The sequence below is a fragment of the Mixta mediterraneensis genome, assembly GCF_014946725.1.
Taxonomy (GTDB): domain Bacteria; phylum Pseudomonadota; class Gammaproteobacteria; order Enterobacterales; family Enterobacteriaceae; genus Pantoea; species Pantoea mediterraneensis.
On sequence record NZ_JACFXY010000013.1, the window covers coordinates 1 to 24,851 of the forward strand.

General features: G+C 51.4%; 22 protein-coding genes and 1 riboswitch. Of the genes, 11 read left to right on the top strand and 11 right to left on the bottom strand.

Going from position 1 to position 24,851, the window contains the following annotated elements:
* Positions 1–131 precede the first annotated feature (131 nt).
* From rpoD to rpsU, 3 genes are all read right to left on the bottom strand, one after another.
* Positions 132–1,973, bottom strand: coding sequence for an RNA polymerase sigma factor RpoD (gene rpoD / locus H2P46_RS18685; protein ID WP_193406365.1), 1,842 nt, complete (start codon positions 1,971–1,973; stop codon positions 132–134).
* A gap of 370 nt (positions 1,974–2,343) precedes the next feature.
* On the bottom strand, positions 2,344–4,089 hold the full coding sequence (gene dnaG / locus H2P46_RS18690) for a DNA primase (RefSeq protein ID WP_193406366.1): 1,746 nt from the start codon (positions 4,087–4,089) through the stop codon (positions 2,344–2,346).
* 118 nt (positions 4,090–4,207) lie between these two features.
* A complete protein-coding gene (rpsU, locus tag H2P46_RS18695) occupies positions 4,208–4,423 on the bottom strand; it encodes a 30S ribosomal protein S21 (protein ID WP_001144069.1) in 216 nt (71 codons plus the stop codon).
* 278 nt (positions 4,424–4,701) lie between these two features.
* Between rpsU and tsaD the strand changes: the two genes are divergently transcribed.
* Positions 4,702–5,715: a tRNA (adenosine(37)-N6)-threonylcarbamoyltransferase complex transferase subunit TsaD gene (gene tsaD / locus H2P46_RS18700; protein WP_193406367.1), complete on the top strand. Its 1,014-nt coding sequence runs from the start codon at positions 4,702–4,704 to the stop codon at positions 5,713–5,715.
* A gap of 28 nt (positions 5,716–5,743) precedes the next feature.
* Here the strand turns inward: tsaD and plsY are convergent, their stop codons facing one another.
* Entirely contained in the window at positions 5,744–6,349 is a 606-nt protein-coding gene (plsY, locus tag H2P46_RS18705; RefSeq protein WP_193406368.1) for a glycerol-3-phosphate 1-O-acyltransferase PlsY, read from the bottom strand.
* A gap of 108 nt (positions 6,350–6,457) precedes the next feature.
* Here plsY and folB point away from each other — a divergent pair, with 108 nt between their 5' ends.
* Together folB and bacA are read left to right on the top strand one after the other, a co-directional pair.
* Positions 6,458–6,817 (top strand): bifunctional dihydroneopterin aldolase/7,8-dihydroneopterin epimerase, encoded by a 360-nt coding sequence (folB, locus tag H2P46_RS18710; protein ID WP_193406369.1) that lies wholly within the window; start codon positions 6,458–6,460, stop codon positions 6,815–6,817.
* 192 nt (positions 6,818–7,009) lie between these two features.
* Complete coding sequence (bacA, locus tag H2P46_RS18715; RefSeq protein WP_193406370.1) at positions 7,010–7,828, top strand: undecaprenyl-diphosphate phosphatase; 819 nt, start codon at positions 7,010–7,012, stop codon at positions 7,826–7,828.
* Positions 7,829–7,844: 16 nt separating this feature from the next.
* On the opposite strand, the gene H2P46_RS18720 is transcribed toward bacA, so the two are convergent.
* Together H2P46_RS18720 and H2P46_RS18725 are read right to left on the bottom strand one after the other, a co-directional pair.
* Complete coding sequence (locus H2P46_RS18720; protein WP_193406371.1) at positions 7,845–9,077, bottom strand: multifunctional CCA addition/repair protein; 1,233 nt, start codon at positions 9,075–9,077, stop codon at positions 7,845–7,847.
* 160 nt (positions 9,078–9,237) lie between these two features.
* Entirely contained in the window at positions 9,238–9,858 is a 621-nt protein-coding gene (locus H2P46_RS18725; RefSeq protein WP_193406372.1) for a TIGR04211 family SH3 domain-containing protein, read from the bottom strand.
* A 269-nt stretch (positions 9,859–10,127) separates the two neighbouring features.
* On the opposite strand from H2P46_RS18725, the gene H2P46_RS18730 reads away from it, so the two are divergent.
* The 3 genes from H2P46_RS18730 to hldE all read left to right on the top strand — a co-directional run bounded on the left by H2P46_RS18730 (position 10,128) and on the right by hldE (position 15,813).
* On the top strand, positions 10,128–11,438 hold the full coding sequence (locus H2P46_RS18730) for a CYTH domain-containing protein (protein ID WP_193406373.1): 1,311 nt from the start codon (positions 10,128–10,130) through the stop codon (positions 11,436–11,438).
* Positions 11,439–11,465: 27 nt separating this feature from the next.
* Positions 11,466–14,312: a bifunctional [glutamate--ammonia ligase]-adenylyl-L-tyrosine phosphorylase/[glutamate--ammonia-ligase] adenylyltransferase gene (glnE, locus tag H2P46_RS18735; protein ID WP_193406374.1), complete on the top strand. Its 2,847-nt coding sequence runs from the start codon at positions 11,466–11,468 to the stop codon at positions 14,310–14,312.
* A gap of 76 nt (positions 14,313–14,388) precedes the next feature.
* On the top strand, positions 14,389–15,813 hold the full coding sequence (gene hldE, locus H2P46_RS18740; protein WP_193406375.1) for a bifunctional D-glycero-beta-D-manno-heptose-7-phosphate kinase/D-glycero-beta-D-manno-heptose 1-phosphate adenylyltransferase HldE: 1,425 nt from the start codon (positions 14,389–14,391) through the stop codon (positions 15,811–15,813).
* A gap of 40 nt (positions 15,814–15,853) precedes the next feature.
* Here hldE and ubiK read toward each other — a convergent pair whose 3' ends face one another.
* Positions 15,854–16,162, bottom strand: coding sequence for a ubiquinone biosynthesis accessory factor UbiK (ubiK, locus tag H2P46_RS18745; protein ID WP_193406376.1), 309 nt, complete (start codon positions 16,160–16,162; stop codon positions 15,854–15,856).
* A 183-nt stretch (positions 16,163–16,345) separates the two neighbouring features.
* A riboswitch (FMN riboswitch) is annotated at positions 16,346–16,495 on the top strand.
* Positions 16,496–16,603: 108 nt separating this feature from the next.
* Here ubiK and ribB point away from each other — a divergent pair.
* Entirely contained in the window at positions 16,604–17,260 is a 657-nt protein-coding gene (gene ribB / locus H2P46_RS18750; protein WP_193406377.1) for a 3,4-dihydroxy-2-butanone-4-phosphate synthase, read from the top strand.
* 222 nt (positions 17,261–17,482) lie between these two features.
* On the opposite strand, the gene zupT is transcribed toward ribB, so the two are convergent.
* The gene (gene zupT, locus H2P46_RS18755) at positions 17,483–18,250 is read right to left on the bottom strand and encodes a zinc transporter ZupT (protein WP_193406378.1); all 768 of its coding nucleotides are present in this window, start codon (positions 18,248–18,250) and stop codon (positions 17,483–17,485) included.
* 194 nt (positions 18,251–18,444) lie between these two features.
* Here zupT and ygiD point away from each other — a divergent pair, with 194 nt between their 5' ends.
* A complete protein-coding gene (gene ygiD / locus H2P46_RS18760; RefSeq protein WP_193406379.1) occupies positions 18,445–19,230 on the top strand; it encodes a 4,5-DOPA-extradiol-dioxygenase in 786 nt (261 codons plus the stop codon).
* Between the two features lie 31 nt (positions 19,231–19,261).
* Here ygiD and H2P46_RS18765 read toward each other — a convergent pair whose 3' ends face one another.
* The 3 genes from H2P46_RS18765 to tolC form a co-directional block, all read right to left on the bottom strand.
* Positions 19,262–20,422: a glutathionylspermidine synthase family protein gene (locus tag H2P46_RS18765; protein ID WP_193406380.1), complete on the bottom strand. Its 1,161-nt coding sequence runs from the start codon at positions 20,420–20,422 to the stop codon at positions 19,262–19,264.
* A 9-nt stretch (positions 20,423–20,431) separates the two neighbouring features.
* Positions 20,432–21,097 (bottom strand): DUF1190 family protein, encoded by a 666-nt coding sequence (locus H2P46_RS18770; RefSeq protein WP_193406381.1) that lies wholly within the window; start codon positions 21,095–21,097, stop codon positions 20,432–20,434.
* 142 nt (positions 21,098–21,239) lie between these two features.
* The gene (tolC, locus tag H2P46_RS18775) at positions 21,240–22,706 is read right to left on the bottom strand and encodes an outer membrane channel protein TolC (RefSeq protein WP_193406382.1); all 1,467 of its coding nucleotides are present in this window, start codon (positions 22,704–22,706) and stop codon (positions 21,240–21,242) included.
* A 215-nt stretch (positions 22,707–22,921) separates the two neighbouring features.
* On the opposite strand from tolC, the gene nudF reads away from it, so the two are divergent.
* From nudF to cpdA, 3 genes are read left to right on the top strand one after another with little or no spacing between them, the layout of a single operon-like run.
* Entirely contained in the window at positions 22,922–23,557 is a 636-nt protein-coding gene (gene nudF, locus H2P46_RS18780) for an ADP-ribose diphosphatase (RefSeq protein WP_193406383.1), read from the top strand.
* On the top strand, positions 23,554–23,979 hold the full coding sequence (locus H2P46_RS18785) for a DUF1249 family protein (RefSeq protein WP_193406384.1): 426 nt from the start codon (positions 23,554–23,556) through the stop codon (positions 23,977–23,979). The genes nudF and H2P46_RS18785 overlap by 4 nt, the downstream gene beginning before the upstream one ends.
* 43 nt (positions 23,980–24,022) lie before the next feature.
* Positions 24,023–24,850 (top strand): 3',5'-cyclic-AMP phosphodiesterase, encoded by an 828-nt coding sequence (gene cpdA / locus H2P46_RS18790; protein WP_193406385.1) that lies wholly within the window; start codon positions 24,023–24,025, stop codon positions 24,848–24,850.
* Position 24,851 lies beyond the last annotated feature (1 nt).

Here is a 24,851-nt window from a genome sequence, read left to right on the forward strand (position 1 = left end):
GTATAAGGATTAGACACCCATATCAAAACCGGTAACTCTCAACCTTTCAAGGTCCAGTGTCAGATCAAGTCGCGACTAATACATATTAGCCATCAATATAAAAAACCCCGGCGAACCGGGGTTTTAACGGCTTAATCATCCAGGAAGCTGCGTAGCACTTCCGAGCGGCTTGGATGGCGCAATTTACGCAATGCTTTAGCCTCGATCTGACGAATACGTTCACGCGTAACATCGAACTGCTTGCCCACTTCTTCCAGCGTGTGGTCAGTGTTCATGTCAATACCGAAACGCATACGCAGAACCTTAGCTTCACGTGCTGTCAGGCCAGCCAACACGTCGTGAGTGGCAGAACGCAGACTCTCTGAGGTAGCCGAATCCAGCGGTAACTCTAACGTGGTGTCTTCGATAAAATCGCCCAGATGCGAATCTTCATCATCGCCAATCGGCGTTTCCATGGAGATTGGCTCTTTAGCAATTTTCAGCACTTTGCGAATTTTATCTTCCGGCATCAGCATGCGCTCAGCCAGTTCTTCAGGCGTCGGCTCACGGCCCATTTCCTGTAACATCTGACGCGAAATACGGTTGAGCTTGTTGATGGTCTCAATCATATGCACCGGAATACGGATGGTACGTGCCTGGTCAGCGATAGAACGGGTAATGGCCTGGCGGATCCACCATGTGGCGTAAGTTGAGAACTTATAACCACGACGATATTCAAATTTATCAACCGCTTTCATCAAACCGATATTACCTTCCTGAATCAGGTCAAGGAACTGCAGGCCACGGTTGGTGTATTTTTTGGCGATTGAAATCACCAGACGCAAGTTGGCTTCCACCATCTCTTTCTTCGCACGACGCGCTTTGGCTTCACCAATCGACATGCGACGGTTAATATCTTTTACTTGTTCAATGGTCAGGCCGGTTTCTTCTTCAATCTGTGCCAGCTTCTGCAGGGAGCGCATGACGTCATCCTGCACTTCTAACAGCTTCTCAGACCACGGCTTATTCATTGCCAGCGCCGCTTTAAACCAGCTTTCATTGGTTTCGTTGCCAGTGAACAGGGTGATGAAGTTTTTCTTCGGCATTTTGCACAGTTCAATACATAGCTTCATAATCAAACGTTCCTGAGTACGGACACGTTCCATCATTTCACGCATATTGTTCACCAGGTAATCGAACTGCTTCGGTACCAGGCGGAACTGTTTGAATACGTCAGAAAGATTCTGAATTTCGGCGACGGCATCAGCGTGGCTGCGGCCTTTGCTTTTAATGGCGGTACGCGTGGTTTCGTACTGCATGCGCAGGTCAGAAAACTTCTCACGCGCCAGTTCCGGGTCGATTGAGTTATCGTCATCGGAGCTGTCGTCGTCATCTTCTTCATCTTCTTCTTCATCGTCACGATCTGCTTCGGACAATTCAGAACCGACGTGCGTTGCGGTCGTCGCAATATCTTCTTCAGCATTGGGATCGACGAAACCAGTGATCAAATCGGACAGGCGTGACTCACCTGCTTCAACTTTGTCGTACTGATCCAGCAGATAGGTGATCGCTTCCGGGTATTCAGCAACGGAGCATTGAACCTGGTTAATACCATCTTCAATACGCTTAGCGATGTCGATTTCGCCTTCACGCGTCAGAAGTTCAACGGTACCCATTTCGCGCATGTACATGCGCACCGGGTCAGTGGTGCGACCAATTTCAGATTCAACGCTGGATAATACCTGAGCGGCGGCTTCCGCGGCATCTTCGTCAGTATCGGAGCTGTTTTCGTTCAGCATCAGATCGTCAGCATCCGGGGCTTCTTCAACTACCTGGATGCCCATGTCGTTAATCATCTGGATGATGTCTTCGATCTGATCGGAGTCGACGATATCTTCCGGCAGATGGTCATTGACCTCAGCATAGGTCAGATAGCCTTGCTCCTTACCACGGGTGACAAGAAGCTTGAGCTGTGACTGCGGGTTTTGCTCCATAAGACGGTATCCACACTTCTGTTAATTAGATTGGTGTCGGTCGGCAGCGAGCCAACGATAGCAGTGAAGGCGTTGTATTATTGCCGCTGCCCTCATCGCGGCGTGGGCTATGCCCATCAGTTATCGGCACTTAAGCCGCAAATTTTTACTGTCCGAGGCTGCCTTACTTGCCATTTGCAGTGCTCATCACCCTTACGTACTTCAGCACGCTCCGGTTATTGCGCGCTGGCAGCGCAGCAATGGCGGCGCCTCTGGAACGATATTTATGTCGGGCCTGGCGACGACACCAGCGACCCTAAATTGTAGGTAAGTCTGTAAATCATGCCGGCCCGCTTTTTTGTGGTTCCGAAAAGCAAGCCAGATAAAACTGTTATTTTTTTGCCAGCGCCTGGTTTAATGCCCAGAATTCGCGGCGCTCCTCAGCGCTTAAACCCTGGGTACGATCCCGTGCGATTAACGCTTCAAGGCGTTGTTCCAGCGCGGCGTCGTAAACACTGGCCAGCGAATCCTGAAACACGGCTTCGGCTTCTTCATCTACTATCATGTGGTTCCAGATTGCCAAAGTTTCAAGCGTCTGGCTAAAATTTGTTCCGCGATATAACTCTAGTAGCTGCCCGGTGGTCAAGCCAGGATTCTCGTTACACCGGCTGACTAACTCGACAAACAACGGTAAACCGGCCATTTTCGATTCGGCCAGCCCGTCAAGTGATGGAACCCCGTTCGCCAGCTGCGGATTTTGTATCAGCAAAGCGACCAGCACGCGCATGGTCGTGCGTTTAAGCGGGGGGGCAACCGGTGCCGCTCCGCTTGCAGCCAGCCTGGGCATCAGCTTTTCGAGCTGATTGTCATCCAAAATACCGAGCTTATTACCCAGTTCCTGGCGCATATAAATACGCAAGGTTTCACCGGGGATCTGCGAAATCAATGGCAGCGCCAGCGTGCTTAAACGCGCTTTACCGTCGCGTGAGCTGAGATCAACCTGCGGCAGCAAAGAATCAAACAAAAAAGAGGAGAGCGGCATTGCCTGATCCATACGCGCTTCAAATGCGTTTTTACCCTCTTGGCGTATCAACGTGTCGGGATCTTCACCATCCGGCAAGAACATAAAGCGTAGCTGACGACCATCATTCATATAAGGCAATGCTGTTTCGAGCGCACGCCATGCTGCTTCGCGACCCGCTCGATCGCCGTCATAACAACAAATGACATTGTCGGTACTGCGAAACAGCAGTTGAATATGTTCGGCGGTAGTTGATGTGCCAAGCGAAGCTACGGCGTAATCAACCCCAAACTGCGCCAGTGCGACGACATCCATATAGCCTTCAACCACCAACAGGCGGGCCGGCTCAGGATGATTTTTCAGCGCTTCATACAGGCCATAAAGCTGACGGCCTTTATGAAAAATCGGTGTTTCTGGCGAGTTAAGGTATTTAGGCGTGTCGTTACCTAATACGCGTCCACCAAAACCAATGACACGGCCTCGCTTATCGCGAATCGGAAACATCACACGCTCGCGAAAGCGGTCATAGGTCCGGCCTTTATCATTGGTCACTAACATGCCGGCTTCCATTAACGATTCACGATCGTCTGGTTGCTTACCGAAACGTTTGAGAACATTGTCCCAACCGGCCGGCGCATAGCCAATCGCGAAATGATTAATGATAGCGGGACTCAGACCGCGGCGATCCAGATAATCGCGTGCAGGCTGTGCACTGGACTGCTGCAGGCCTTGCTGATAAAAACCATTCAGGTTATCCATCAGTTGATAAAGACTTTGCCGCTGATGACGTTCCATCGGCGTTGGCCCGCTGCCAGCTTCATAAGGCACTTCCAGACCATGGGAAGTGGCTAACTCTTCGATACTTTCAACAAACTCGAGACGATCATAGTTCATCAAAAAATCGATAGCGTTGCCGTGAGCACCACAGCCGAAACAGTGATAAAACTGTTTTTCGCCGTTTACGGTAAAAGAGGGCGTTTTTTCGTTATGGAAAGGACAACACGCGTGGAAGTTCTTACCCTGCTTTTTCAGCTTAACGCGGGCATCGATAAGATCCACGATGTCCGTGCGGGCAAGCAAATCATTGATAAATACGCGTGGAATTCGTCCAGCCATATGCCCCAAATTTTTAGCTCATAAACGACAACAAGCCGCGCTTCCTTTCGGAAAGCACGGCCTTTTACTTGACTCGGTCTGCGTGTATCACACGGTGGAGGCGAACCTCCAGGAGAACTTAGTACAGACGAGTGCGGCGTGCGTTTTCGCGAGCCAGTTTCTTGGCGTGACGTTTAACAGCAGACGCTTTAGCGCGCTTACGTTCGGTAGTCGGTTTTTCATAGAATTCACGACGACGAACTTCAGCCAGAACGCCTGCTTTTTCGCAGGAACGCTTAAAGCGACGCAGTGCTACGTCGAACGGCTCGTTTTCACGTACTTTAATTACCGGCATGTAACTCTCACCTCAATAAAATTCGGTTTTTGCTGCTGACTGCGGCGCCAGCACATTTCAAAATGGTGCAGCATGTTACTCCAACTCGCGTTGGTTTGTAAAGCACCATGTATAATTTGAAACCAACAGGAGCGTTTGCCTTTGCGGCTGCCAGTTTTTTTCAGGAGCGAGAGTATAGCGCACTACTCAGGCGGCAGAAAATCACTTTTTGCAAGGAGTGGCCGCTCTGTCTGCACATTTGCTGTGCTAAACTGCGCGCCGCAAGAAAGAGGTGACAAATGCGAATTCTGGGTATTGAAACGTCGTGCGATGAAACCGGCATCGCAATTTATGATGACGAGGCCGGGTTGCTGGCTAATCAGCTTTATAGCCAGGTGAAACTGCACGCCGATTACGGCGGCGTGGTGCCGGAACTGGCCTCACGCGATCACGTGCGTAAAACGGTTCCGCTGATTCAGGCCGCGCTGAAACAGGCTAATTTACAGCCGCAACAAATTGATGCAGTGGCGTATACCGCAGGGCCAGGCCTGGTCGGGGCGCTGCTGGTTGGCGCGACTGTTGGTCGCGCGCTGGCTTTTGCCTGGAAAGTTCCGGCGGTGCCGGTACATCATATGGAAGGACATTTGCTGGCACCGATGCTGGAAGATAATCCACCCTCGTTCCCGTTTGTTGCACTGTTAGTTTCTGGCGGCCATACGCAGCTGATTAGCGTAACCGGCATCGGTGAATACGAACTGCTGGGCGAGTCAATTGATGATGCCGCAGGCGAAGCTTTTGATAAAACCGCTAAACTACTGGGCCTTGATTATCCCGGCGGTCCGATGTTGTCAAAAATGGCGCAGCAAGGCACGAGCGGGCGTTTTACGTTTCCACGTCCAATGACCGATCGCCCAGGTCTGGACTTTAGTTTCTCCGGCCTGAAAACCTTTGCAGCCAATACTATTCGCGACAACAATGATGATGCTCAAACGCGTGCAGATATTGCGCGCGCGTTTGAAGATGCAGTCGTTGATACCTTGTCAATTAAGTGCAAACGAGCCTTAGATCAAACGGGCTTTAAGCGGCTGGTGATTGCAGGGGGAGTCAGCGCCAATCGCACGTTGCGCGAACAGATGGCCCTTATGATGCAAAAACGTGGGGGAGAAGTTTTCTACGCGCGCCCTGAGTTTTGCACCGATAATGGCGCAATGATTGCTTATGCAGGCATGGTGCGTCTGAAAGGCGGAACGCGCGGCGCATTGGGGGTGAGCGTTCGTCCGCGTTGGCCGCTGGCCGAATTACCCGCTATCTGATGTGAGAAAAGCCGGTTCGCCGGCTTTTTTACGGTTTGCGTTTCTTCTTACGCTTCCAGACCCGGGTTTCCTGCCCGCGCCATAAGCGCTGAATATTGTCGTGATGTCGCAACAATATAAGACAAGAAAGCATCGAAACCGGAAAAGTAAACTGCGGTTTGAACCACCAAACGTAGAACGGAGCAATCAGCGCGCTGACAATCGCCCCTAGCGATGAATAGCCGCTCAACAGCACAGTCAACAGCCAGGTGCCGGTCATCAATCCTGTTAAATCCCAGCCAATCGGCGCGATCGCACCAAATGCTGTCGCCACCCCTTTACCGCCACGAAAACGAAAAAATACCGGATAAATGTGGCCAAGGCAGGCGGCAATTGCCGTTAAGCCTAAATAAAGCGGCGTGATGTGTAACTCATAGGCCAGCCAAACCGGCACCATACCTTTCAGCACATCGAAGATCAGCACGCAGGCAGCCGCTGCTTTGCCGCCAATGCGTAATACATTGGTCGCGCCAGGATTACCTGAACCGTGTGCGCGGGGATCGGGCAGACCAGCGAGTTTGCAAACCAGAATCGCACTGGAAATCGAACCGCAAAGATACGCGAAAATAATCATACCAAGCGCGATAGCACTCATAACAAAGTACCGTTTCCTTTAGGGTCGTTTTGTTCACTTCAACCGTGGATAATACGCATAATCTGTCGGAAGTGGTATCCGGCTTAGCCAAAAACAGAGACTGACATCATGGATATTGTATTTATAGAACAACTCACGGTGTTCACCACCATTGGCGTTTACGACTGGGAACAGGGCATTCAGCAGAAGCTGGTGCTCGATGTCGAAATGGCATGGGACAACCGACTCGCGGCAATCAGCGATGATGTAAAAGCGTGTCTGAGCTATGCCGACGTGTCCGAAGCTATCCTGACGCATTTAACCGGCAGCCGTTTTGCGCTTGTCGAACGGGTGGCTGAAGAAATTGCGGATCTGTTGATGAACCGTTTCAATTCGCCGGGCGTGCGCATAAAGGTAGCCAAACCGGGGGCTGTAGCGCAGGCGGCGCAGGTTGGCGTGCGAATTGAGCGCGGGACTATTCCTAAATAAATTCGATGTGATTGCCATCACAGTGAAACCAAACCAAATTATTGTTTGTCATAGCAAGTGCCGTTTCGTTGTTTAGCGTGAAATAAACAAAAACCTGAAGGTTTTATTCAGACGAAAGCCGGCAAAATTTAAGACGATAGCTTTGGATTACCGTCTTTTTAGTAGGTTTCATACGGACAGAGGGAAAATTTGATGGCAGACATTCATCAGCTTTGGGTAGCTGCAATCCTGGGCGTTGTGGAAGGGCTAACGGAGTTTTTACCGGTATCTTCCACAGGGCACATGATTATAGTGGGCCACCTGCTGGGCTTTGAAGGGGAAACGGCTGAGACGTTTGAAGTCGTGATTCAGCTAGGATCGATTCTGGCGGTAGTGGTGATGTTCTGGCGTCGTCTGTTTGGCTTAATCGGCATTCGCTTTGGTGAAGTAAAGCATGAAGGTATTGGCAGCGGACATTTAACATTAATTCACATTCTGCTCGGTATGGTGCCGGCGGTAGTGATAGGCCTGGCCCTGCATGACCAAATCAAAACATTATTTAATCCCATAAACGTAATGTATGCGTTAGTGGTGGGCGGTGTGCTGCTACTGGCCGCAGAGTACCTTAAACCCAAACAGCCAAAGTCGGTGGGAATTGACGACATCACTTATCGTCAGGCGTTTATGATTGGCTGCTTCCAGTGTCTGGCGCTGTGGCCTGGCTTTTCACGTTCGGGCGCGACTATCTCTGGCGGGATGCTGATGGGCGTGAGTCGCTATGCGGCCTCTGAGTTCTCGTTCATCCTGGCTGTACCGATGATGATTGGCGCAACCGGCCTGGATCTTTACAAGAGCATTGGCTTCCTGACCATGAACGATTTGCCGATGTTTACGGTCGGTTTTCTTACCGCTTTCGTGGTCGCGATGATTGCCATCAAAGTTTTTCTTGAGCTGATCAAACGAATCTCGTTCGTTTCATTTGCAGTTTATCGTTTCATCGTTGCCGCTGCGGTTTACGCGGTATTTATGTAAAGCCTATCGCGGCCAGTCAGGCTGGCCGCGAAGCCGCAATCCCTTCCGCGACGGCGGTAATACGCCGACGCGTCAGTTCTTCCCGCACTTCGATTCCTTTAAATCCCGCATCAATAACCGCTTTGGTTGGTACGGCCTGCGCCAGGGCAAAAGCGCGACGCAAATAATCACCCTGTGGATAGGCCATGCTCTCTAACCCCGCCCGACCACGCGCATCGGCTTCGCTGGTGAGCGCCATTTGCTCCACGCGCTGTGGTTTGCGCCAGGCATCAATGCGATCAAATAATGAAATTAACGAATCCGCTGACTGACGCTCAATGGTGTGCACAATGTCATGAAACTCGGTGACTACCAATGCCAGGTCGCGAATGGCATTGGGTACGCGCAGGCGCTGGCACAAGGCTGCCACCATCGGCACGCCAGCCGGACCATGGCCGTGATGGCTTGGCCATTTTTCAGGCGGAGTCAGGGCCTTACCAATGTCATGGAATAGCGTGGCAAATCGCACTTCAATCGAATCAGATAAGGCTGCAGCCATCGCCAGGGTCATTAGAGTATGTACGCCAGTATCAATTTCTGGGTGCCATTTCGCTGGTGCCGGAATTCCGAACAGGTTATCAATCTCCGGGAACAATACGTTAAGCGCGCCGCAATCACGCAGCACCTGAAAATACACCTGGGGATTATGCGATGTAAGGGCTTTTTCGGTTTCTTTCCATACACGTTCGGGGGTTAACGCAGCCAGTTCGCCACTTTCCACCATCGTCCGCATTAAAGACTGTGTTTCATCAGCAATGCGGAAATTAAGGTGGGCGAAACGGGCAGCAAACCGCGCCACACGTAACACGCGCAGCGGATCTTCATTAAAAGCCGCAGAAACATGGCGCAATGTGCGTTCAGCAATATCGCGTTGGCCGTGATAAGGATCGAAAAGCTGCCCTTCTTCGGTTTGTGCGATGGCATTAATCGTCAAATCGCGTCGCTGCAGATCTTGCTCCAGCGTCACATCGGGGGCTGACCAGGTCACAAAGCCGGTATAGCCTTTTCCGTTTTTCCGCTCAGTGCGGGCCAGTGCATATTCTTCACGGCTTTTCGGATGCAGAAAAACCGGGAAATCGCGGCCAACCTGCTGATAGCCCTGCTCAAGCATGGCCTCAGGCGTGGCGCCAACCACTACCCAGTCTTTGTCTTTAACCGGCAGGTTCAACAGTGCATCACGTACCGCGCCGCCTACAAGAAACGTCTTCACTCAACAACTCCAGAGGTAAATAAGTGACTTGCGCGCCTGTGGGCATCCTGCTCCTGAATCCCGGCGTGCATGTTGCTCTATTGTTGCACATATTCATCAGATTGCAGGCATGCGAAAAAGGGCATCTATCGATCCCCTTTCTAAAACAATCAGATAAGCATTAGTTCATCCAGCGATCTTTTTTCTTACGGCTGGGAATCATATGCGGTAATAACAGGCCCAACAGCAGTCCAACGCCAAGTACGCCGCCGCCATACATAAACCACTGCATAATAATGGTGCGCTGCTTGTCATCTAGCTGGACGTTAGCCGCACTGACTTTTTTCTGCGCGACGATCAGCTCGTTTTTCAGTTTTTGATTTTCATCTTTTAGCCCAGCGATCACGCTATCGCTCTTCGCGACTTTGTTCTGCATCTCTGAGGTGCGTTGATTCCAGCTGTTATCGATATTACCCAGCTTATCAGTGAGATCTTTAACCTGCTGCTCAAGCTGCGGCACGCGCGTGCGCAGGCTTGGTCTCGCGCTCAGCTGCGATAAGGGAATCCAGGTGGTACGGCCTTCCGCATCACGGATCTGCCCATAATTTGTATCGTTATTGGTCTGCAGCAACTGCACTTCTTCACCCGCGTTCAGCTTACCGAGCAGGCGATACTGATCGCCAGGCCCGCTGCGAACCCAGGTTGATAATTCGTCAGAGATATAGCGTTTTTCGTCGGCGTGGGCAGGAGCAAGGGCACTGAGAGCCAGCAAAGTAATTCCAGCGAGTGTGATTTTTTTCATTAAATTTCGTATTTGCTTGATGACTAAAAATTTACTGGCACAGTCTGGAGAGGCATCGCATAAATCTGAATGGGAACTATCCTGGTCTCATTTACCTGCAAAAAGGGCTGCGAAAGTGCAAAGAAAGCAGAGACAGCCTGGCTTCTGTGCATTACTCTTCGCCTGGTATACCCTTTAGACTCAGACTGCAATCAGAGTAATTTACTGATTGTGACGTGGAATATGCGGGTTAAACCCTCTCAGTGCCAGCGGCGTATTGAATAAAAATTATGACCATTGAAACAGAACTAAAGTTCATTGCGACATCAAATGCTGTTGAAAAATTGGCAGCAACGCTCGCGGCATGGCCGCACCAGTATCAGGCTCCACGCGAGTTAACCAATGTCTATTTCGAAACGGATGACAATCAACTGCGTCGTTGGGACATGGGGCTACGCATCCGTGGCGTTGATAAACGTTATGAAATGACGCTCAAAGGCGGCGGCAAAACATTAGGCGGTTTGCATCAGCGTCGGGAATATAACGTCGCACTGGATAAGGCGAAACTGGATATAGCGCAACTGCCCGCTGAAATCTGGCCACAGGGAACCGATGTAGTTGCATTACAGCAGCGTTTGCAACCGCTTTTCAGTACGCATTTCCAGCGCGAAATTTGGCTGATTACGTTTGGCGGCAGCGAAATCGAAATTGCATTTGATCGCGGTGAAGTCGCGACTGAACAACTCAGCGAATCGTTATTTGAAGTCGAGCTGGAACTAAAGCAAGGGCAGCGTAGCGATATACTGCTTTTTGCGCAACAGCTGGTGACGATGGGCGGGCTACGACTCGGTAGCCTGAGCAAAGCGGCGCGCGGTTATCACCTGGCGCAAGGTAACCCGCCACGCCCTGTGCGCGCTTTCCCGGTGCTGAAAACCGATGCAAAGGCAACGGTAGAAGAGGGGATGGTTGCTGCGCTATCCGCCGGGCTTAACCACTGGCAATATCACGAAGAAGTCTGGCTGCGTGGCGATGCTTCAGCACAGGATGCGGTGCGTGAAGCACTGGAGGCTTTGCGTAAGGCCTTTGCTGTATTCGGCGCGGTCGTGCCACGTAAGGCCAGCAGCGAGTTGCGCCAGAAACTCACCCTGTTAGAAGAGACGTTAGTTCACGATGAAGTGGAAGCGCAGACATTCTGTTTTTCCGCGCTTTCTGTTGATACCCAGTTAGCACTTACTCACTGGTTGGCTGAATCTCAGTGGCAGCAATGGAGTGATGAAAAAGGCCAGGCCAAGCTTCAGGCATCCTTTAAGCGCTTCAGCGATATTATGCTGGCGCGTATCAACGCCGATCTAAAAGAGACATTTCTTTCGGTTATGCAGCCCAACGAATTTAATGACAAAGCGACGCGCCTTGCGCGCCAGCTATTAACGGTTCACTTGCTGGCTGGTGCGTATTCATCAGAGGCGGTGGCGATTTGGCTGGGTCGATGGCAACAGTTGCAACTTGCGATTCAGTCACAGGCGAAAAACGATTTACCGTGGCTGGCCGGGCAGGCCATTAAGCAGCCTGTTTTTTGGAAGAGCAGTAGCGCGCCACGCTAACTTTGCACACACAAGCAGGGAGAGAATATGTTGCCAGCATTACCCGCATTGTTACTCTCGCAGGCTGAAAAGGCCGCCGGGCAGTTGAACGTGCCTTCTGCTTCGTTAAGCATAGAGCAGGCCGCTGGCCTCGCGTTCAGCGATTTTGTCGTAGAAAATTTGCAACAGCATCCTGACTGGTGGCAGGCTATCCAGCAACAGCCACCGCAGGCTGATGAGTGGCAACATTATGCTGACTGGCTGGCGCTGGATATGCAGGGAGTAGATAGCGAAGCAGCATTGATACGGGTGCTGCGTCTGTTTCGCCGCCGCATGCTGGTTCGCATTGCATGGATGCAGAGTTTGCAGCACGCAACAACTGAACAGACTCTGCAACAGTTGAGCGTATTAGCCGAAGTGCTTATCGGCCAGGCGCGCGACTGGGTGTATCGGGATTGTTGTCAGGACTTCGGCACGCCATGCAATGCGAAAGGCGAGGCTCAGCCGATGTTAATCCTCGGCATGGGCAAGCTTGGTGGGGGAGAACTCAACTTCTCATCTGACATTGATCTCATCTTTGCCTGGCCCGAAAACGGCGTGACGCGCGGAGGACGTCGGGAGCTTGATAACGCCCAGTTCTTCACCCGTATGGGACAGCGGCTAATCAAAGTACTCGACCAGCCCACCATGGATGGTTTCGTTTATCGCGTTGATATGCGCCTGCGCCCGTTTGGCGACAGCGGACCTTTGGTGCTGAGCTTTGCCGCGCTGGAGGATTACTATCAGGAGCAAGGCCGTGACTGGGAACGTTATGCCATGGTCAAGGCACGTCTGATGGGGGATAACCAGGATCGCTGGAGCCAGGAATTACAGCAGATGCTGCGGCCCTTTGTTTATCGGCGCTATATCGACTTCAGCGTGATTCAGGCGCTGCGTAATATGAAAAGTATGATTACGCGTGAAGTACGGCGGCGTGGCCTGAAAAACAATATCAAACTCGGTGCAGGTGGTATCCGTGAAACCGAATTTATTGTGCAGGTCTTTCAGTTAATCCGGGGCGGACGTGAACGCTCACTTCAGTTACGCGCCCTGATGCCCACGCTTTCAGCAATACAAGAGCTGGCGTTATTACCCACAGAGCAGGTAGATACCCTCCGCAACGCTTATCGGTTTTTACGCCGCCTGGAAAACTTGCTGCAAAGTCTTGCCGATGAGCAAACCCAAACCTTACCTGACGAAGAACTTCATCGTGTACGTCTGGCATGGGCGATGAACACGGACAGCTGGGCGACATTAATTGAGCAGCTGGACAGGCATATGTCTGCCGTACGCGCCATATTTGATGAATTAATTGGCGAAGATACGCCGGAGATTGGCGATCAGCGCGAACTGGCTGAATTCACCGTGTTATGGCAGGACACGCTGGAAGATAACGAACTGGCGGCACTCATGCCGCAACTGAATGACGAACAGCGGCGATCGCTACAGCAAACACTGGACGCGTTTCGTCAGGATATAAACCGTCGCACCATTGGACCACGTGGACGTCAGGCACTTGATCAGCTTATGCCGCGTTTGCTGAGTGAAGTGTGTCCACGCCAGGATGCAGCGATAACCTTTAGTCGTTTAACGCCATTGCTACTGGGTGTGATAACACGCAGCACTTACCTTGAATTGTTAACCGAATATCATGGTGCGCTTCGCCATTTAATTCGTCTTTGTGCCGCTTCACCCATGGTTGCCAGTCAGCTGGCTCGTCATCCTTTACTACTGGACGAACTGCTTGACCCCGCCACGCTGTATCAGCCCACCGCGACCGATGCGTATCGTGATGAGTTGCGTCAGTATCTGATGCGCATTCCCACTGATGACGAAGAGCAACAGCTTGAAGCGTTACGTCAGTTTAAGCAGGCGCAGCTTTTGCGTATTGCAGCGGCAGACATCGCTGAGACATTGCCGGTGATGAAAGTGAGCGATCACTTAACCTGGCTTGCAGAAGCTATCATCGAGTCGGTGGTCCAGCAGGCGTGGAATATGATGCTGCAACGTTACGGACGTCCTTCGCATCTTAAGGATGATAACGAACGCGGTTTTGCGGTATTAGGCTACGGCAAGTTGGGTGGCTGGGAACTGGGTTACAGCTCCGATCTCGATTTGGTGTTCCTGCACGATTGTCCGTTGAATGCGGTAACCAACGGTGCGCGTAGCATTGATGGCCGCCAGTTTTACCTGCGTCTGGCGCAGCGGGTAATGCATTTGTTCAGTACCCGTACTCCATCCGGCGTTCTGTACGAGGTTGATGCTCGCCTGCGTCCGTCTGGCGCGGCCGGCATGCTCGTTAGTACTTTTACGGCCTTTAATGATTATCAGCATCATGAGGCCTGGACATGGGAGCATCAGGCGTTAGTACGCGCTCGCGTTGTTTTCGGCGAATCATCTTCCGGGGCTCGCTTCAACGTCATTCGCCGCGGAGTGCTATGTCTACCGCGTGAAGCCAGTAAACTGCAAACCGAAGTGCGGGAAATGCGCGAAAAAATGCGAACGCACCTCAGCAATAAGCACAAAGGGCGCTGGGATATTAAGGCCGATGAAGGTGGTATTACCGATATTGAATTCATTGCGCAATATCTTGTCTTACGCTACGCCGCACAACAACCTGCATTATCACGCTGGTCGGATAACGTGCGGATTTTCGAGCTAATGGCAACGTATCAAATAATGCCAGAGGCTGAAGCACAAGCGCTGACGCAGGCATACGTTACGCTGCGTGATGCGTTGCATCACCTGGCATTACAGGCGTTGCCTGGCCACGTTGATCCTGAAGCGTTTGTGGCTGAACGGCAAACGGTGAAACACAGCTGGCAATACTGGTTGGTCTCGCCAGTTTCTCTCTGAGCGCGTGGCTGATAGCGCCATTCACAACTGTGATATTATCCGCGCACTATTTTTACAGCAGTCTGGAGTGTCTGGAATGAAAGTGACTCTGCCCGCATTCGGTCAAGCCTCGGTGCTGGTCGTTGGCGATGTGATGTTAGACCGTTACTGGTATGGTCCAACCAGCCGTATTTCGCCTGAAGCACCGGTCCCGGTGGTCAAAGTGGATACAGTTGAAGAGCGCCCTGGCGGTGCGGCGAACGTGGCGATGAATATCGCTGCTCTCGGCGCGACATCACGCTTGATCGGCCTGACGGGTGAGGACGATGCGGCACGCGTATTAAGTAATACGCTTAAAGACGTCAACGTTAACTGTGACTTCGTGGCAGTTAAAAGCCATCCTACCATTACTAAACTGCGGGTACTTTCCCGTAATCAACAACTTATCCGTCTTGATTTTGAAGAGGGTTTTGAGCAGGTCGATCCTGAGCCCATTCATCAACGTATGCGCCAGTCCTTAGCGGCTGCGGGGGCGCTGGTACTGTCTGATTACGCGAAAGGCGTGTTAAGCAGCGTGCAGACCATGATTACTCTTGCACGTGAAGCGAAAGTGCCGGTATTAATCGATCCGAAAGGCACTGATTTTTCACGCTATCGTGGCGCGACATTACTGACGCCAAATTTTTCAGAATTTGAAGCGGTAGTGGGGAAGTGTAAAAGCGAAGATGAAATTGTCACACGCGGCATGCAGTTGATTGCAGATTATGACTTGTCGGCGCTACTGATAACGCGTTCTGAAAATGGCATGATGTTGCTTCAGCCAGGCAAAACACCACTACACTTACCCACTCAGGCGCAAGAAGTGTATGACGTAACTGGCGCGGGTGACACGGTTATTGGTGTGCTGGCGGCAGCCTTAGCCGCAGGTGATTTGCTGGAAGAGGCCTGTTTTCTTGCCAACGCCGCCGCGGGCGTGGTGGTAGGCAAACTGGGCACCTCAACGGTAAGCACGGTCGAGCTTGAGAATGCTATTCATGCGCGTCCGGAGCAAGGCTTCGGCATCATGAGCGAAGCGGAGCTCAAAGACGCTATCGAAATGGCACGCCAGCGCGGTGAAAAAGTGGTGATGACCAATGGCGTGTTCGACATTCTTCATGCTGGCCACGTTTCCTACCTTGCCAATGCACGTAAACTGGGCGACCGCCTGATTGTTGCGGTAAACAGCGATGCGTCAACCCGGCGTTTGAAAGGCGATAGTCGTCCGGTCAATCCACTGGAAAATCGCATGATTGTATTAGGTGCGTTGGAAGCGGTGGATTGGGTTGTGGCATTCGAAGAAGATACGCCGCAGCGTTTAATTGCCGGTGTGCTGCCCGATCTACTGGTAAAAGGTGGCGATTACAAACCTGAAGATATTGCAGGAAGCAAAGAAGTCTGGGCCAATGGCGGTGACGTGCAGGTGCTAAATTTTGAAGATGGCATCTCTACGACCAACATCATTAAGACCATTCGCGGCAACTAAGTGTTGTAACAAGCGGGAGCAGTCCCCTCCCGCTTTCTGTTTACTCTGGCGTAATTTCTGTTTTCGTAACGGTTGAGTCTGGTGTCGTCGTAACCGCTGGAACCGGAGCGTTTTGACTTTCCAGTTGCGCCAGACGTTGCTCCAGCGCGGCCAGTTTTTCTCGCGTGCGTAGCAGTACCTGCGTTTGCACATCAAACTCTTCACGGTTGACCAAATCCATACGCGTCAATTGTGCCGTCAGTGCCTGACGAATTTTCTTTTCGACATCGTCACCAAACTCACGAATTCCTTTTGGCATCGCTTCATGGACCTGGCGTGCAATTTGTTCAATTTTTTTCGTGTCGATCATGATTATTTCCTGGTTACGGGTTGCTGAGGACAGCAGTTGTGCGCACTTAATATCTGCTCAATATCTGCTAAGTGTAATGCCAGAAATGAAAAGGTTTAACCTGAAATCGGTAACGCAGGAAATGCCAAAGCATTTGCCGTTTTGTTGATTGCCGCTCCAGATGATCGGCGCTATAGTAAATTCGCTTATTCTCAGGGCGGGGCGAAATTCCCCACCGGCGGTAAATCAGCGTAAGCTGAAAGCCCGCGAGCGCTTCATAATCCATTATGAAGGTCAGCAGATCCGGTGTAATTCCGGGGCCGACGGTTAAAGTCCGGATGGGAGAGGGTAACGATATTTGCAGGGCTTTTGCCCACGCCACGTTATTGCTACGTCTGTTGACGTCACTCCTAAGCACGCCCTGATTCTGGTAACCCAATACATTTAAAAGGTTTTATTACCATGAATCAGACGCTACTTTCTGAATTTGGCACGCCGGAACAGCGTGTAGAACGAGCCATTGCAGCACTGCGTGACAGACGCGGGGTGATGGTACTGGACGATGAAAATCGTGAAAACGAAGGCGATATGATCTTCGCCGCCGAAACCATGACAGTTGAACAAATGGCGCTGACTATTCGTCATGGAAGCGGGATTGTTTGTCTGTGCCTGACGGAAGAACGCCGTCGGCAGCTTGATTTGCCCATGATGGTGGAGAACAACACCAGCGCTTACGGCACCGGTTTTACCGTCACTATTGAAGCAGCGGAAGGCGTTACAACCGGTGTTTCAGCTAAAGATCGCATCACGACTATTCGCGCGGCTGTCGCTGATCATGCGAAGCCCAGCGATTTGAATCGCCCCGGCCATGTATTCCCGTTGCGTGCGCGTGACGGTGGCGTATTAACGCGTGGTGGACACACAGAGGCGACTATTGATTTGGTGACGCTGGCAGGTTTTAAACCCGCAGGCGTATTGTGCGAGCTGACGAATGATGATGGCTCTATGGCACATGCGCCGGAAGTCATCCTGTTTGCGAAACAGCATGATATGCCAGTGGTAACTATTGAAGATTTAGTGGCTTACCGCCGCGATCGCGAGGCCCGTCAGGCCAGCTAAGCAGCATTTGCCATCCATAAAACAGGCCGGTTTTCCGGCCTGTTTTTTACCGACTAGCGTAAAAATATAGTTATCAAAGAAGTTACCTATGACAGGTGAGAAGTGGCGCATTATGCATAAATGTGTGGCAGTAAGCCGCTGATCCCTACCATTCTTCGCGGTAGGGCGCGACAGCCTGACATGAAAAAATAACAGCGCTTTGCTGAACAAACGTTGCTTTGTTCAGCCGATGCCAGCGGTTTGCAACAACGTCAGGCTTAAACCCATCACCGACATACCGCAGAGTACACCGTAGCCTGGATTATTATGTGGATCGATTTCACGTGCCAGCGGCATCAACTCATCTACTGATAAGGCAACCATAATGCCAGCAACGGCTGCCATGACAGCAGCAATTATCACTGGCGAGACTAATGGCCCCAGCAGCATAAAGGCGATCACCCCACCTAAAATTTCCGCCATACCCGATACGCAGGCCCAGAAGATCGCTTTCATTTTTGAGCCTGTGGCCGCATACATTGGGCCCGCCACTGCCAGCCCTTCAGGAATGTTGTGAATGGCTACCGCCAGCGCAATGCCCATGCCGAGCTCCCTGTCACTGCTGGCTGTGACATAGGTTGCAATACCTTCAGGGAAGTTATGCAGGCTAATGCCTAACGTAAGTAAAATCGCGGTACGACGCAGGTTTTTCGGGTGGTGGCGACCTGTTGTTAAATCTTGTGGGTGCTGGTGCGGTAACAGGCGATCCAAAGCAAAATAGCCCAGCAAACCCAGCATAAACATGCCATAACCCAGTAATGGCGACATGCCCTGCGCATGAAGTGCGGCTGGCAGCATTTCCATTAAAGCGATCAAAAGCATGATGCCAGCAGCAAATCCAAGGGAAAATGCCAATACGCGGTTGGAAGGTTTTTGTCCCATCACACCCAATAAAGCACCGATAAAGGTGGCGCCGCCTGCCAGTATGGTAAGCAGTAAAGGTAATGGCATTGTGCTCTCCTTAATGATAATTATTCCCAATAAACTACTGTTAAACTTACTCAATATCGAGTTTTGTCAGGTAAAGAATTGTCGGGCTCACTTATTCAAATTCTCTGATGATCATCATCATGCTTATCCGCGTGATTAACCGCTTAAACGGCGTATCGTATCCACCATGAAAGCGGCTTTGGTGGAGAAAATTTATGAGTCCGTTACGTATGCCCGCCCTGTTTTTGGGTCATGGCAGCCCGATGAACGTGCTGGAAGAAAACCGTTATACCGCGTTCTGGCGCAAGGCAGGAAAAACGTTGCCGCGCCCGCGTGCCATTCTTGCTATTTCTGCACACTGGTACACGCGCGGAACCCTGGTTACAGCAATGGCATCTCCGCGCACTATTCACGATTTTGGCGGCTTTCCACAGGCCCTGTTTGATACCCGCTATCCAGCCCCAGGCTCGCCGGCGCTGGCAGAAGAAATCGCCGAATTGCTGGCTCCCACACCGGTGCAACTTGACCAGGAGTGGGGACTGGATCATGGCGCCTGGGGCGTATTGATCAAAATGTATCCCGAAGCGGATATACCGGTGGTTCAGCTGAGCGTGGACAAGACAAAACCCGCAGCCTGGCATTTTGAGCTGGGACGTAAGCTGGCGATATTGCGCGATCAAGGAGTAATGATCGTGGCGAGCGGCAATGTGGTCCATAATCTGCGAATGGTGCGCTGGGGCGGGGGCGACGATGTTTATCCCTGGGCAAACAGCTTTAACCAGTTTGTGCGGGATAATATTGATGTACAAAGCCATGCTGAAACGCATCCACTGGTGAATTTTATGCAGCATGAAGGGGCAACATTGTCGAACCCGACACCAGAACACTATCTACCGCTGCTGTATGTTTTAGGCGCGCGGCAACCTGATGAGCCGATCACCATCCCAATTGATGGTATGGAATTAGGCGCTATCAGCATGCTGTCTGTTCAGGTTGGTTAAAAATATGGCCAGCGAGCTGGCCTGTTAAAAGCTACTCAATAAATGCGTGCGGATAGAAGCGGGAAAGATCCTGAGTGATCAAATCGCGATCTTCACGTAAGCCAATCCCGGCAGGTTGATCGTCAATTAACCAGCTACCAATCAGCGTGTAGCTGTCACCAAATTTCGGCAACGGATGAAACGCCTGCACGATCATGCCTTCTTCGCCGTACGGGCCGTCAACGCGCGCGATTTCCGTTCCGTTTTCCACAATACGGATATTGGCTCCTTCGCGTGAGAAAAGGGGCTTAACCACGTATTTCGCCATTGGCGGCACTTGATCCTCAGCAAAGTAGGCGGGCAACAGATTCGGATGGTTCGGGAACATCTGCCATAGCATAGGTAGCAACGCTTTGTTCGACAGAATACTTTTCCAGGCGGGTTCTAACCAGCGCACGCCCGCGTCCGCCAGCTTGGTAGAAAACATCTCACGCAGCATAAATTCCCAGGGGTAGAGCTTAAACAAATTACTGATAACCTGATCGTGAGCATCCGTAAATTCGCCTTTCTCACCCAGGCCAATCTCATCAATAAAGAGGAATTCGCTCGGTAAACCAGCTTCTGTGGCGCAATCCTGTAGGTATTGCACAGTACCGCGATCTTCGTCAGTGTCGCGACAACAGGCGAAATGTAGCCAGTTAAATCCGTGCTGCTGATGAAGACTGGCGAAGCGCTCAATTAGCTTCTCCTGCAAGCTATTAAACTGATCGCTGCCTGGCGGTAACTGGCCGGCGTTTAGCTGATCTTCCAGCCAAAGCCACTGAAAAAATGCCGCTTCATATAGCGAGGTGGGCGTATCGGCATTGTTTTCCAGCAGCATGGCGTCGCCTTTACCGTCCCAGGCCAGATCGAGGCGTGAATAAAGCGAGGGTTGACGCTGTTGCCATGAGTCACGAACAAAATCCCAGGTATGTTTAGTAATGCGAAACTTAGTGAGCAACGCCTCGCTGTTTACCACTTTCTCTACCACCTGCAAACACATTTGATGCAGTTCTGCCGTGGTCTCTTCGAGCTGTTCGATTTGCGCCAGCGTGAATTGATAATAAGCATCTTCACACCAGTAAGGCTCGCCATGCATAGTATGAAAGCGGAAACCAAATTCGGTGGCTTTTTCTCGCCAGCCTGGGCGTTCGGAAATAGCAATGCGTTGCATATGACTGCGTTAACCTCCCAGCGAGCGGCTTGATGTACCGGTAGCGCTGCGCTGCATTGAACTTTGTTTAGCGACGGTTTCGCCGAAGCCACCACGCGTAATGGTCGAGGTTGTTGCAGGTTTTGGTGCTAACGCCGTTTTTGGCACGTTCATGGTACGGCCTGAGGTAGCAGAACCATAATTGCGGCCAGAAGCATCAACAAACTGGCCTTTCGCCGGACTGTTAGCTGATTTTGGCGAGAAAAGGGGTTGCTGCGCAAAGCCTGCGCCGCCGCCCATCATGCGGCCCATCATGTAGCCCGCCATCAGTGGCATCCAGAAGCTGCCGCCCTGGTGTGATTCTGCGTTACTGGTGCCAGCGCCCGCCTGAGCCGGCGTTTGCTGGCACTGGTTTTCACCAAATTCCGCTACGCAATCTTCACGGGTTGCATATTTCGGTGCTGTGCGTTCAGCTTCTTTTCGGGCATTGTTATAAGCCGTGGTGCATTGCGCGCTCTGGCCTGGATTAGCTTTCGCACAATCATCGGCATTTTGGTAGAGCGACACGGTTTCGTCATTCTGTTCGCAGCCAGCCAGCATAAATACTGCCGTAACGGCAATAGCTACCGGCGTTAAGTGTCTTGCTTGCCAGCTCTTACGAAAGGCGGCATAGCGAATGGATTTAGTCCGTTTCATTATTGTGATCCTGTACCCAAAGTTAGCGCTTAGGATAGGGGATGAGCGGTGAAAATTGAAGCGGAGGGCCTGATGCTAAAGGGATATTTACGTAGCTATACGTTTAATAGAGAAGCGGGCCGCAAAGCGACCCGAATCAAGGTTAATTACTGAATGGATTTCTGGTATTTCTGGCGCCAGCAGAGCGCGCTGTCACTGGCGATGCGTTGGTTGACGGACCATTATCCACGCGTGCCGTTTGCTGCGAATTTTCAGGGGCAACGGTTTCAGGCGAAGTCGAAATCTCTTTGCCCAACTGGCTGTTCAGCATTTGCAGGTTTTGCTCATTAAGCGTACCCAGCGCATAGCTGATATTCAGTTGGTTGATGAGATAACTGTAACGCGCATCCGAAAGCTGCTGCTTGGCGTTATACAAGGTGGTGGTCGCATCTAACACATCAACGATAGTACGTGTTCCTACCTGGTAACCGGCTTCCGACGCATCCAGTGAGCTTTGCGCAGAAACAACCGCTTGTTGATAGGCGGCGATACTACTGACCGAGGCATTCACATTATTATAAGAAGAACGCACGGTTTGCACAGCGGAACGGTGAGCGCTTTCTAACTGCTCACTGGCGCTAACAAAGTTGTATTGTGCCTGCTTAACCTGTGAAGTGACCGAACCACCGCTATACAATGGCAAAGAGAAACTTAAACCAACCTGATTCGAACCGGTGATGGAGTCGGTTGAAGAGGTAGACTGGTTTGCGCGGCTGCCGCCGTATTTGCTGTTAGACATGCCGGTTGACGCAGTTAAATCCAGCGTTGGCATGTGGCCGGTTTCAGCATAACGGATCTGTTCACGCGCTAAATCCTGGTTCAGGCGCGCAGACAGTAAGGTCAGGTTACGGCTTTCCGCTTGTTTTAACAGCGAACTAACGGCTTCGGTTTTGCTGGTTTTAAAGCGATCAATATTCAGTGACGCCAGCGACAGGTAATCCATGCCGGTGATTTGACGCAGCGCTTCAACCATATTGTCGAGGTTGTTACGCGCGGTAACTTCGCTTGCTAACACGCTGTCATATTGCGCGCGGGCGTTTTGCACGTCAGTAATCGCAACCAGGCCAACATTAAAACGTTGCGTAGTTTGATCTAATTCACGATAAATCGACTGTTTCTGCGCTTCGGTGTAAGAAAGAGTATCAATCGCTTTCAATACATTGAAGTAGGCGGTAGCGGTGTTCAGAATCAGATCCTGCTGGGCAACCTGATAAGTGACATCCTGAATGCCAGCGGTTTTTTCCTGTAACGTCAGGGCGCGCCATTTTGACATGTCAAAGATGGTCTGCGTTAATTGCAGTGATCCGCTGGTGGTGTTGGAGTGAACGCCGCTGCTGTCACGGTAACCGTTAGTGTAGGTGTAATCTGCACCCAAACCGAGTTGTGGTAATAATGGGCTACGTGCTTCGTTGATTTTCTCGAAAGCTGAATCACGATCCGCCGCAGCGCTGCGTAGGTCCGGGTTGCTCAGTCGCGCTTGTTGATAAACCTGAAGCAGATCTTCTGCCTGGCTGGCGAAGCTGAAACCGCCCAGGCTCAGCCCAATAAAAAATGGGAGCAGTTTTTTCATTTGCATTCCTTTTGTTGCAGCAAATTACAGTGGTCGCGCTGCCGGGTAAGCCAAAAAAATTATCGCCGATTCTAGCAGAGTGCAACTGTGTGATAAGTTGGCTGAACGTGCCTTCTGCCCCTAATTTACTTAAATAATTCAGAAACAACCACTCGGATGGAGCATAAGGGTTGGCTTTTATTCGCTCCATCCCAATCTGCATAAGGAACCAGACGATGACGGAAGAAAAAAAATCCCCTGTGACTTTCACAAAAAACGATGTAGAAATTATTGCACGCGAAATAGTCTACGATGGTTTTTTTTCGGTTGTACGCTATCGCTTTCGCCATCGTCGTTTTAATGGCGAGATGAGTGCGGAAGTGCAGCGCGAAGTTTTTGAGCGCGGACATGCCGCCGTCCTGCTACCTTATGATCCCTTACGTGATGAAGTGGTGCTGATCGAACAGATCCGCATCCCTGCTTATGATGTCGGTTCCACGCCATGGTTGCTGGAAATGGTGGCCGGGATTATCGATCCAGGGGAAAGCGTAGAGCAGGTGGTGCGTCGTGAAGCGATCGAAGAGGCTGGTTTACAGGTTGGGCGGGTAAAGCCCATGCTCAATTATTTTTCCAGCCCCGGCGGCACCAGCGAAAGGTTGTCGATTTTGGTCGGCGAAGTGGATGCCAGCCAGGCACAAGGATGCCATGGTCTGGAGGAAGAGAATGAGGATATTCTCGTCCATGTGGTAAGCCGCGAACAGGCTTATCGCTGGGTGGAACAGGGGATTATTGATAACGCCGCGTCTGTCATCGCGCTGCAATGGCTGGCGTTGCACCATGAGAAATTAAGAGAAGAATGGGCACAAAAATGAGACAGCGTTATACCCCTGATTTCCCAGAAATGATGCGGCTGTGCGAAACCAATTTCGCTCAGTTGCGTCGCCTGCTGCCGCGTAGTGACGAGGCGGATGCATCGGTGGTTTATCAGGTGAGTGACGCCCGTTACCAGCTGACCATTGAAGAGTCGACGCGCTACACCACGCTGGTGGAAATACGGCAGATCGCGCCGTCAGTCAGCTACTGGAACCTGCCTTCTATGTCGGTAAGGTTGTACCATGACGCGATGGTCGCTGAAGTGTGTTCTACTCAGCAGATCTATCGTTTTAAAGCGCGCTATGATTATCCTAATAAAAAACTGCATCAGCGCGACGAGAAACACCAAATAAATCAGTTCCTCGCGGACTGGTTGCGCTACTGTCTGGCACGTGGCGCAATGGCAGTACCGGTTTGCTGAATGCATATAATGCGTTAAATAGCGTGGAGACGAAGGAAACGCTTTGGATAGCCTGCTAACAATTCCGGCGGCAAAAGGGTCCGAAATCAGGATATTACAAATTACGGATACCCATCTTTTCGCAGGAAAACACGAATCGCTACTGGGCGTGAATACCTGGGCAAGCTTTGATGCCGTTTTAGCGGCGATCACCGAACAGCAACGCGACTATGACCTTGTTATTGCGACCGGCGATCTCGCTCAGGATCACTCCGTTGAAGCCTATCAGCACTTTGCTGAGGGTATTGCACGTTTGCCAGGTCCTTGCGTCTGGCTGCCTGGAAATCATGACTTTCAGCCAGCGATGGTCAACACCCTGGCAGAAAAGAAAATTAATCCTGCTAAGCACGTGTTGTTGGGTGAAAACTGGCAACTCGTGCTGCTGGATAGTCAGGTGTTTGGCGTCCCGCACGGTATGCTGAGCGACTATCAGCTGGAATGGCTAGAGAAAACGCTGGCACGCTACCCTGAACGTCACACGTTAATATTGCTTCATCATCATCCGCTGGCGTCTGGCTGTACCTGGCTTGATCAGCACAGCCTGCGTAATCCACACCAACTGGATGCCGTACTGCAAAACTATCCGCTGGCGCAGACATTAGTGTGTGGTCATATTCATCAGGAGATGGATGTTGACTGGCACGGGCGTCGGGTATTAGCCACCCCTTCCACCTGCGTGCAGTTCAAACCGCACTGTACTAATTTCACTATCGATACGGTCGCGCCCGGCTGGCGCTGGTTTACGCTGCATCCAGAAGGCAAAGCGGAAACTGAAGTTGAGCGGCTGCAAACTGACGCGTTTCGCCCCGATTTAGATTCAGAAGGGTATTGAT

Coding starts and splice junctions, on each gene's coding strand:
- rpoD (WP_193406365.1), bottom strand. CDS start 1,973: ATGGAGCAAAACCCGCAGTCACAGCTCAAGCTTCTTGTCACCCGTGGT.
- dnaG (WP_193406366.1), bottom strand. CDS start 4,089: ATGGCTGGACGAATTCCACGCGTATTTATCAATGATTTGCTTGCCCGC.
- rpsU (WP_001144069.1), bottom strand. CDS start 4,423: ATGCCGGTAATTAAAGTACGTGAAAACGAGCCGTTCGACGTAGCACTG.
- tsaD (WP_193406367.1), top strand. CDS start 4,702: ATGCGAATTCTGGGTATTGAAACGTCGTGCGATGAAACCGGCATCGCA.
- plsY (WP_193406368.1), bottom strand. CDS start 6,349: ATGAGTGCTATCGCGCTTGGTATGATTATTTTCGCGTATCTTTGCGGT.
- folB (WP_193406369.1), top strand. CDS start 6,458: ATGGATATTGTATTTATAGAACAACTCACGGTGTTCACCACCATTGGC.
- bacA (WP_193406370.1), top strand. CDS start 7,010: ATGGCAGACATTCATCAGCTTTGGGTAGCTGCAATCCTGGGCGTTGTG.
- H2P46_RS18725 (WP_193406372.1), bottom strand. CDS start 9,858: ATGAAAAAAATCACACTCGCTGGAATTACTTTGCTGGCTCTCAGTGCC.
- H2P46_RS18730 (WP_193406373.1), top strand. CDS start 10,128: ATGACCATTGAAACAGAACTAAAGTTCATTGCGACATCAAATGCTGTT.
- glnE (WP_193406374.1), top strand. CDS start 11,466: ATGTTGCCAGCATTACCCGCATTGTTACTCTCGCAGGCTGAAAAGGCC.
- hldE (WP_193406375.1), top strand. CDS start 14,389: ATGAAAGTGACTCTGCCCGCATTCGGTCAAGCCTCGGTGCTGGTCGTT.
- ubiK (WP_193406376.1), bottom strand. CDS start 16,162: ATGATCGACACGAAAAAAATTGAACAAATTGCACGCCAGGTCCATGAA.
- ribB (WP_193406377.1), top strand. CDS start 16,604: ATGAATCAGACGCTACTTTCTGAATTTGGCACGCCGGAACAGCGTGTA.
- zupT (WP_193406378.1), bottom strand. CDS start 18,250: ATGCCATTACCTTTACTGCTTACCATACTGGCAGGCGGCGCCACCTTT.
- ygiD (WP_193406379.1), top strand. CDS start 18,445: ATGAGTCCGTTACGTATGCCCGCCCTGTTTTTGGGTCATGGCAGCCCG.
- H2P46_RS18765 (WP_193406380.1), bottom strand. CDS start 20,422: ATGCAACGCATTGCTATTTCCGAACGCCCAGGCTGGCGAGAAAAAGCC.
- H2P46_RS18770 (WP_193406381.1), bottom strand. CDS start 21,097: ATGAAACGGACTAAATCCATTCGCTATGCCGCCTTTCGTAAGAGCTGG.
- tolC (WP_193406382.1), bottom strand. CDS start 22,706: ATGAAAAAACTGCTCCCATTTTTTATTGGGCTGAGCCTGGGCGGTTTC.
- nudF (WP_193406383.1), top strand. CDS start 22,922: ATGACGGAAGAAAAAAAATCCCCTGTGACTTTCACAAAAAACGATGTA.
- H2P46_RS18785 (WP_193406384.1), top strand. CDS start 23,554: ATGAGACAGCGTTATACCCCTGATTTCCCAGAAATGATGCGGCTGTGC.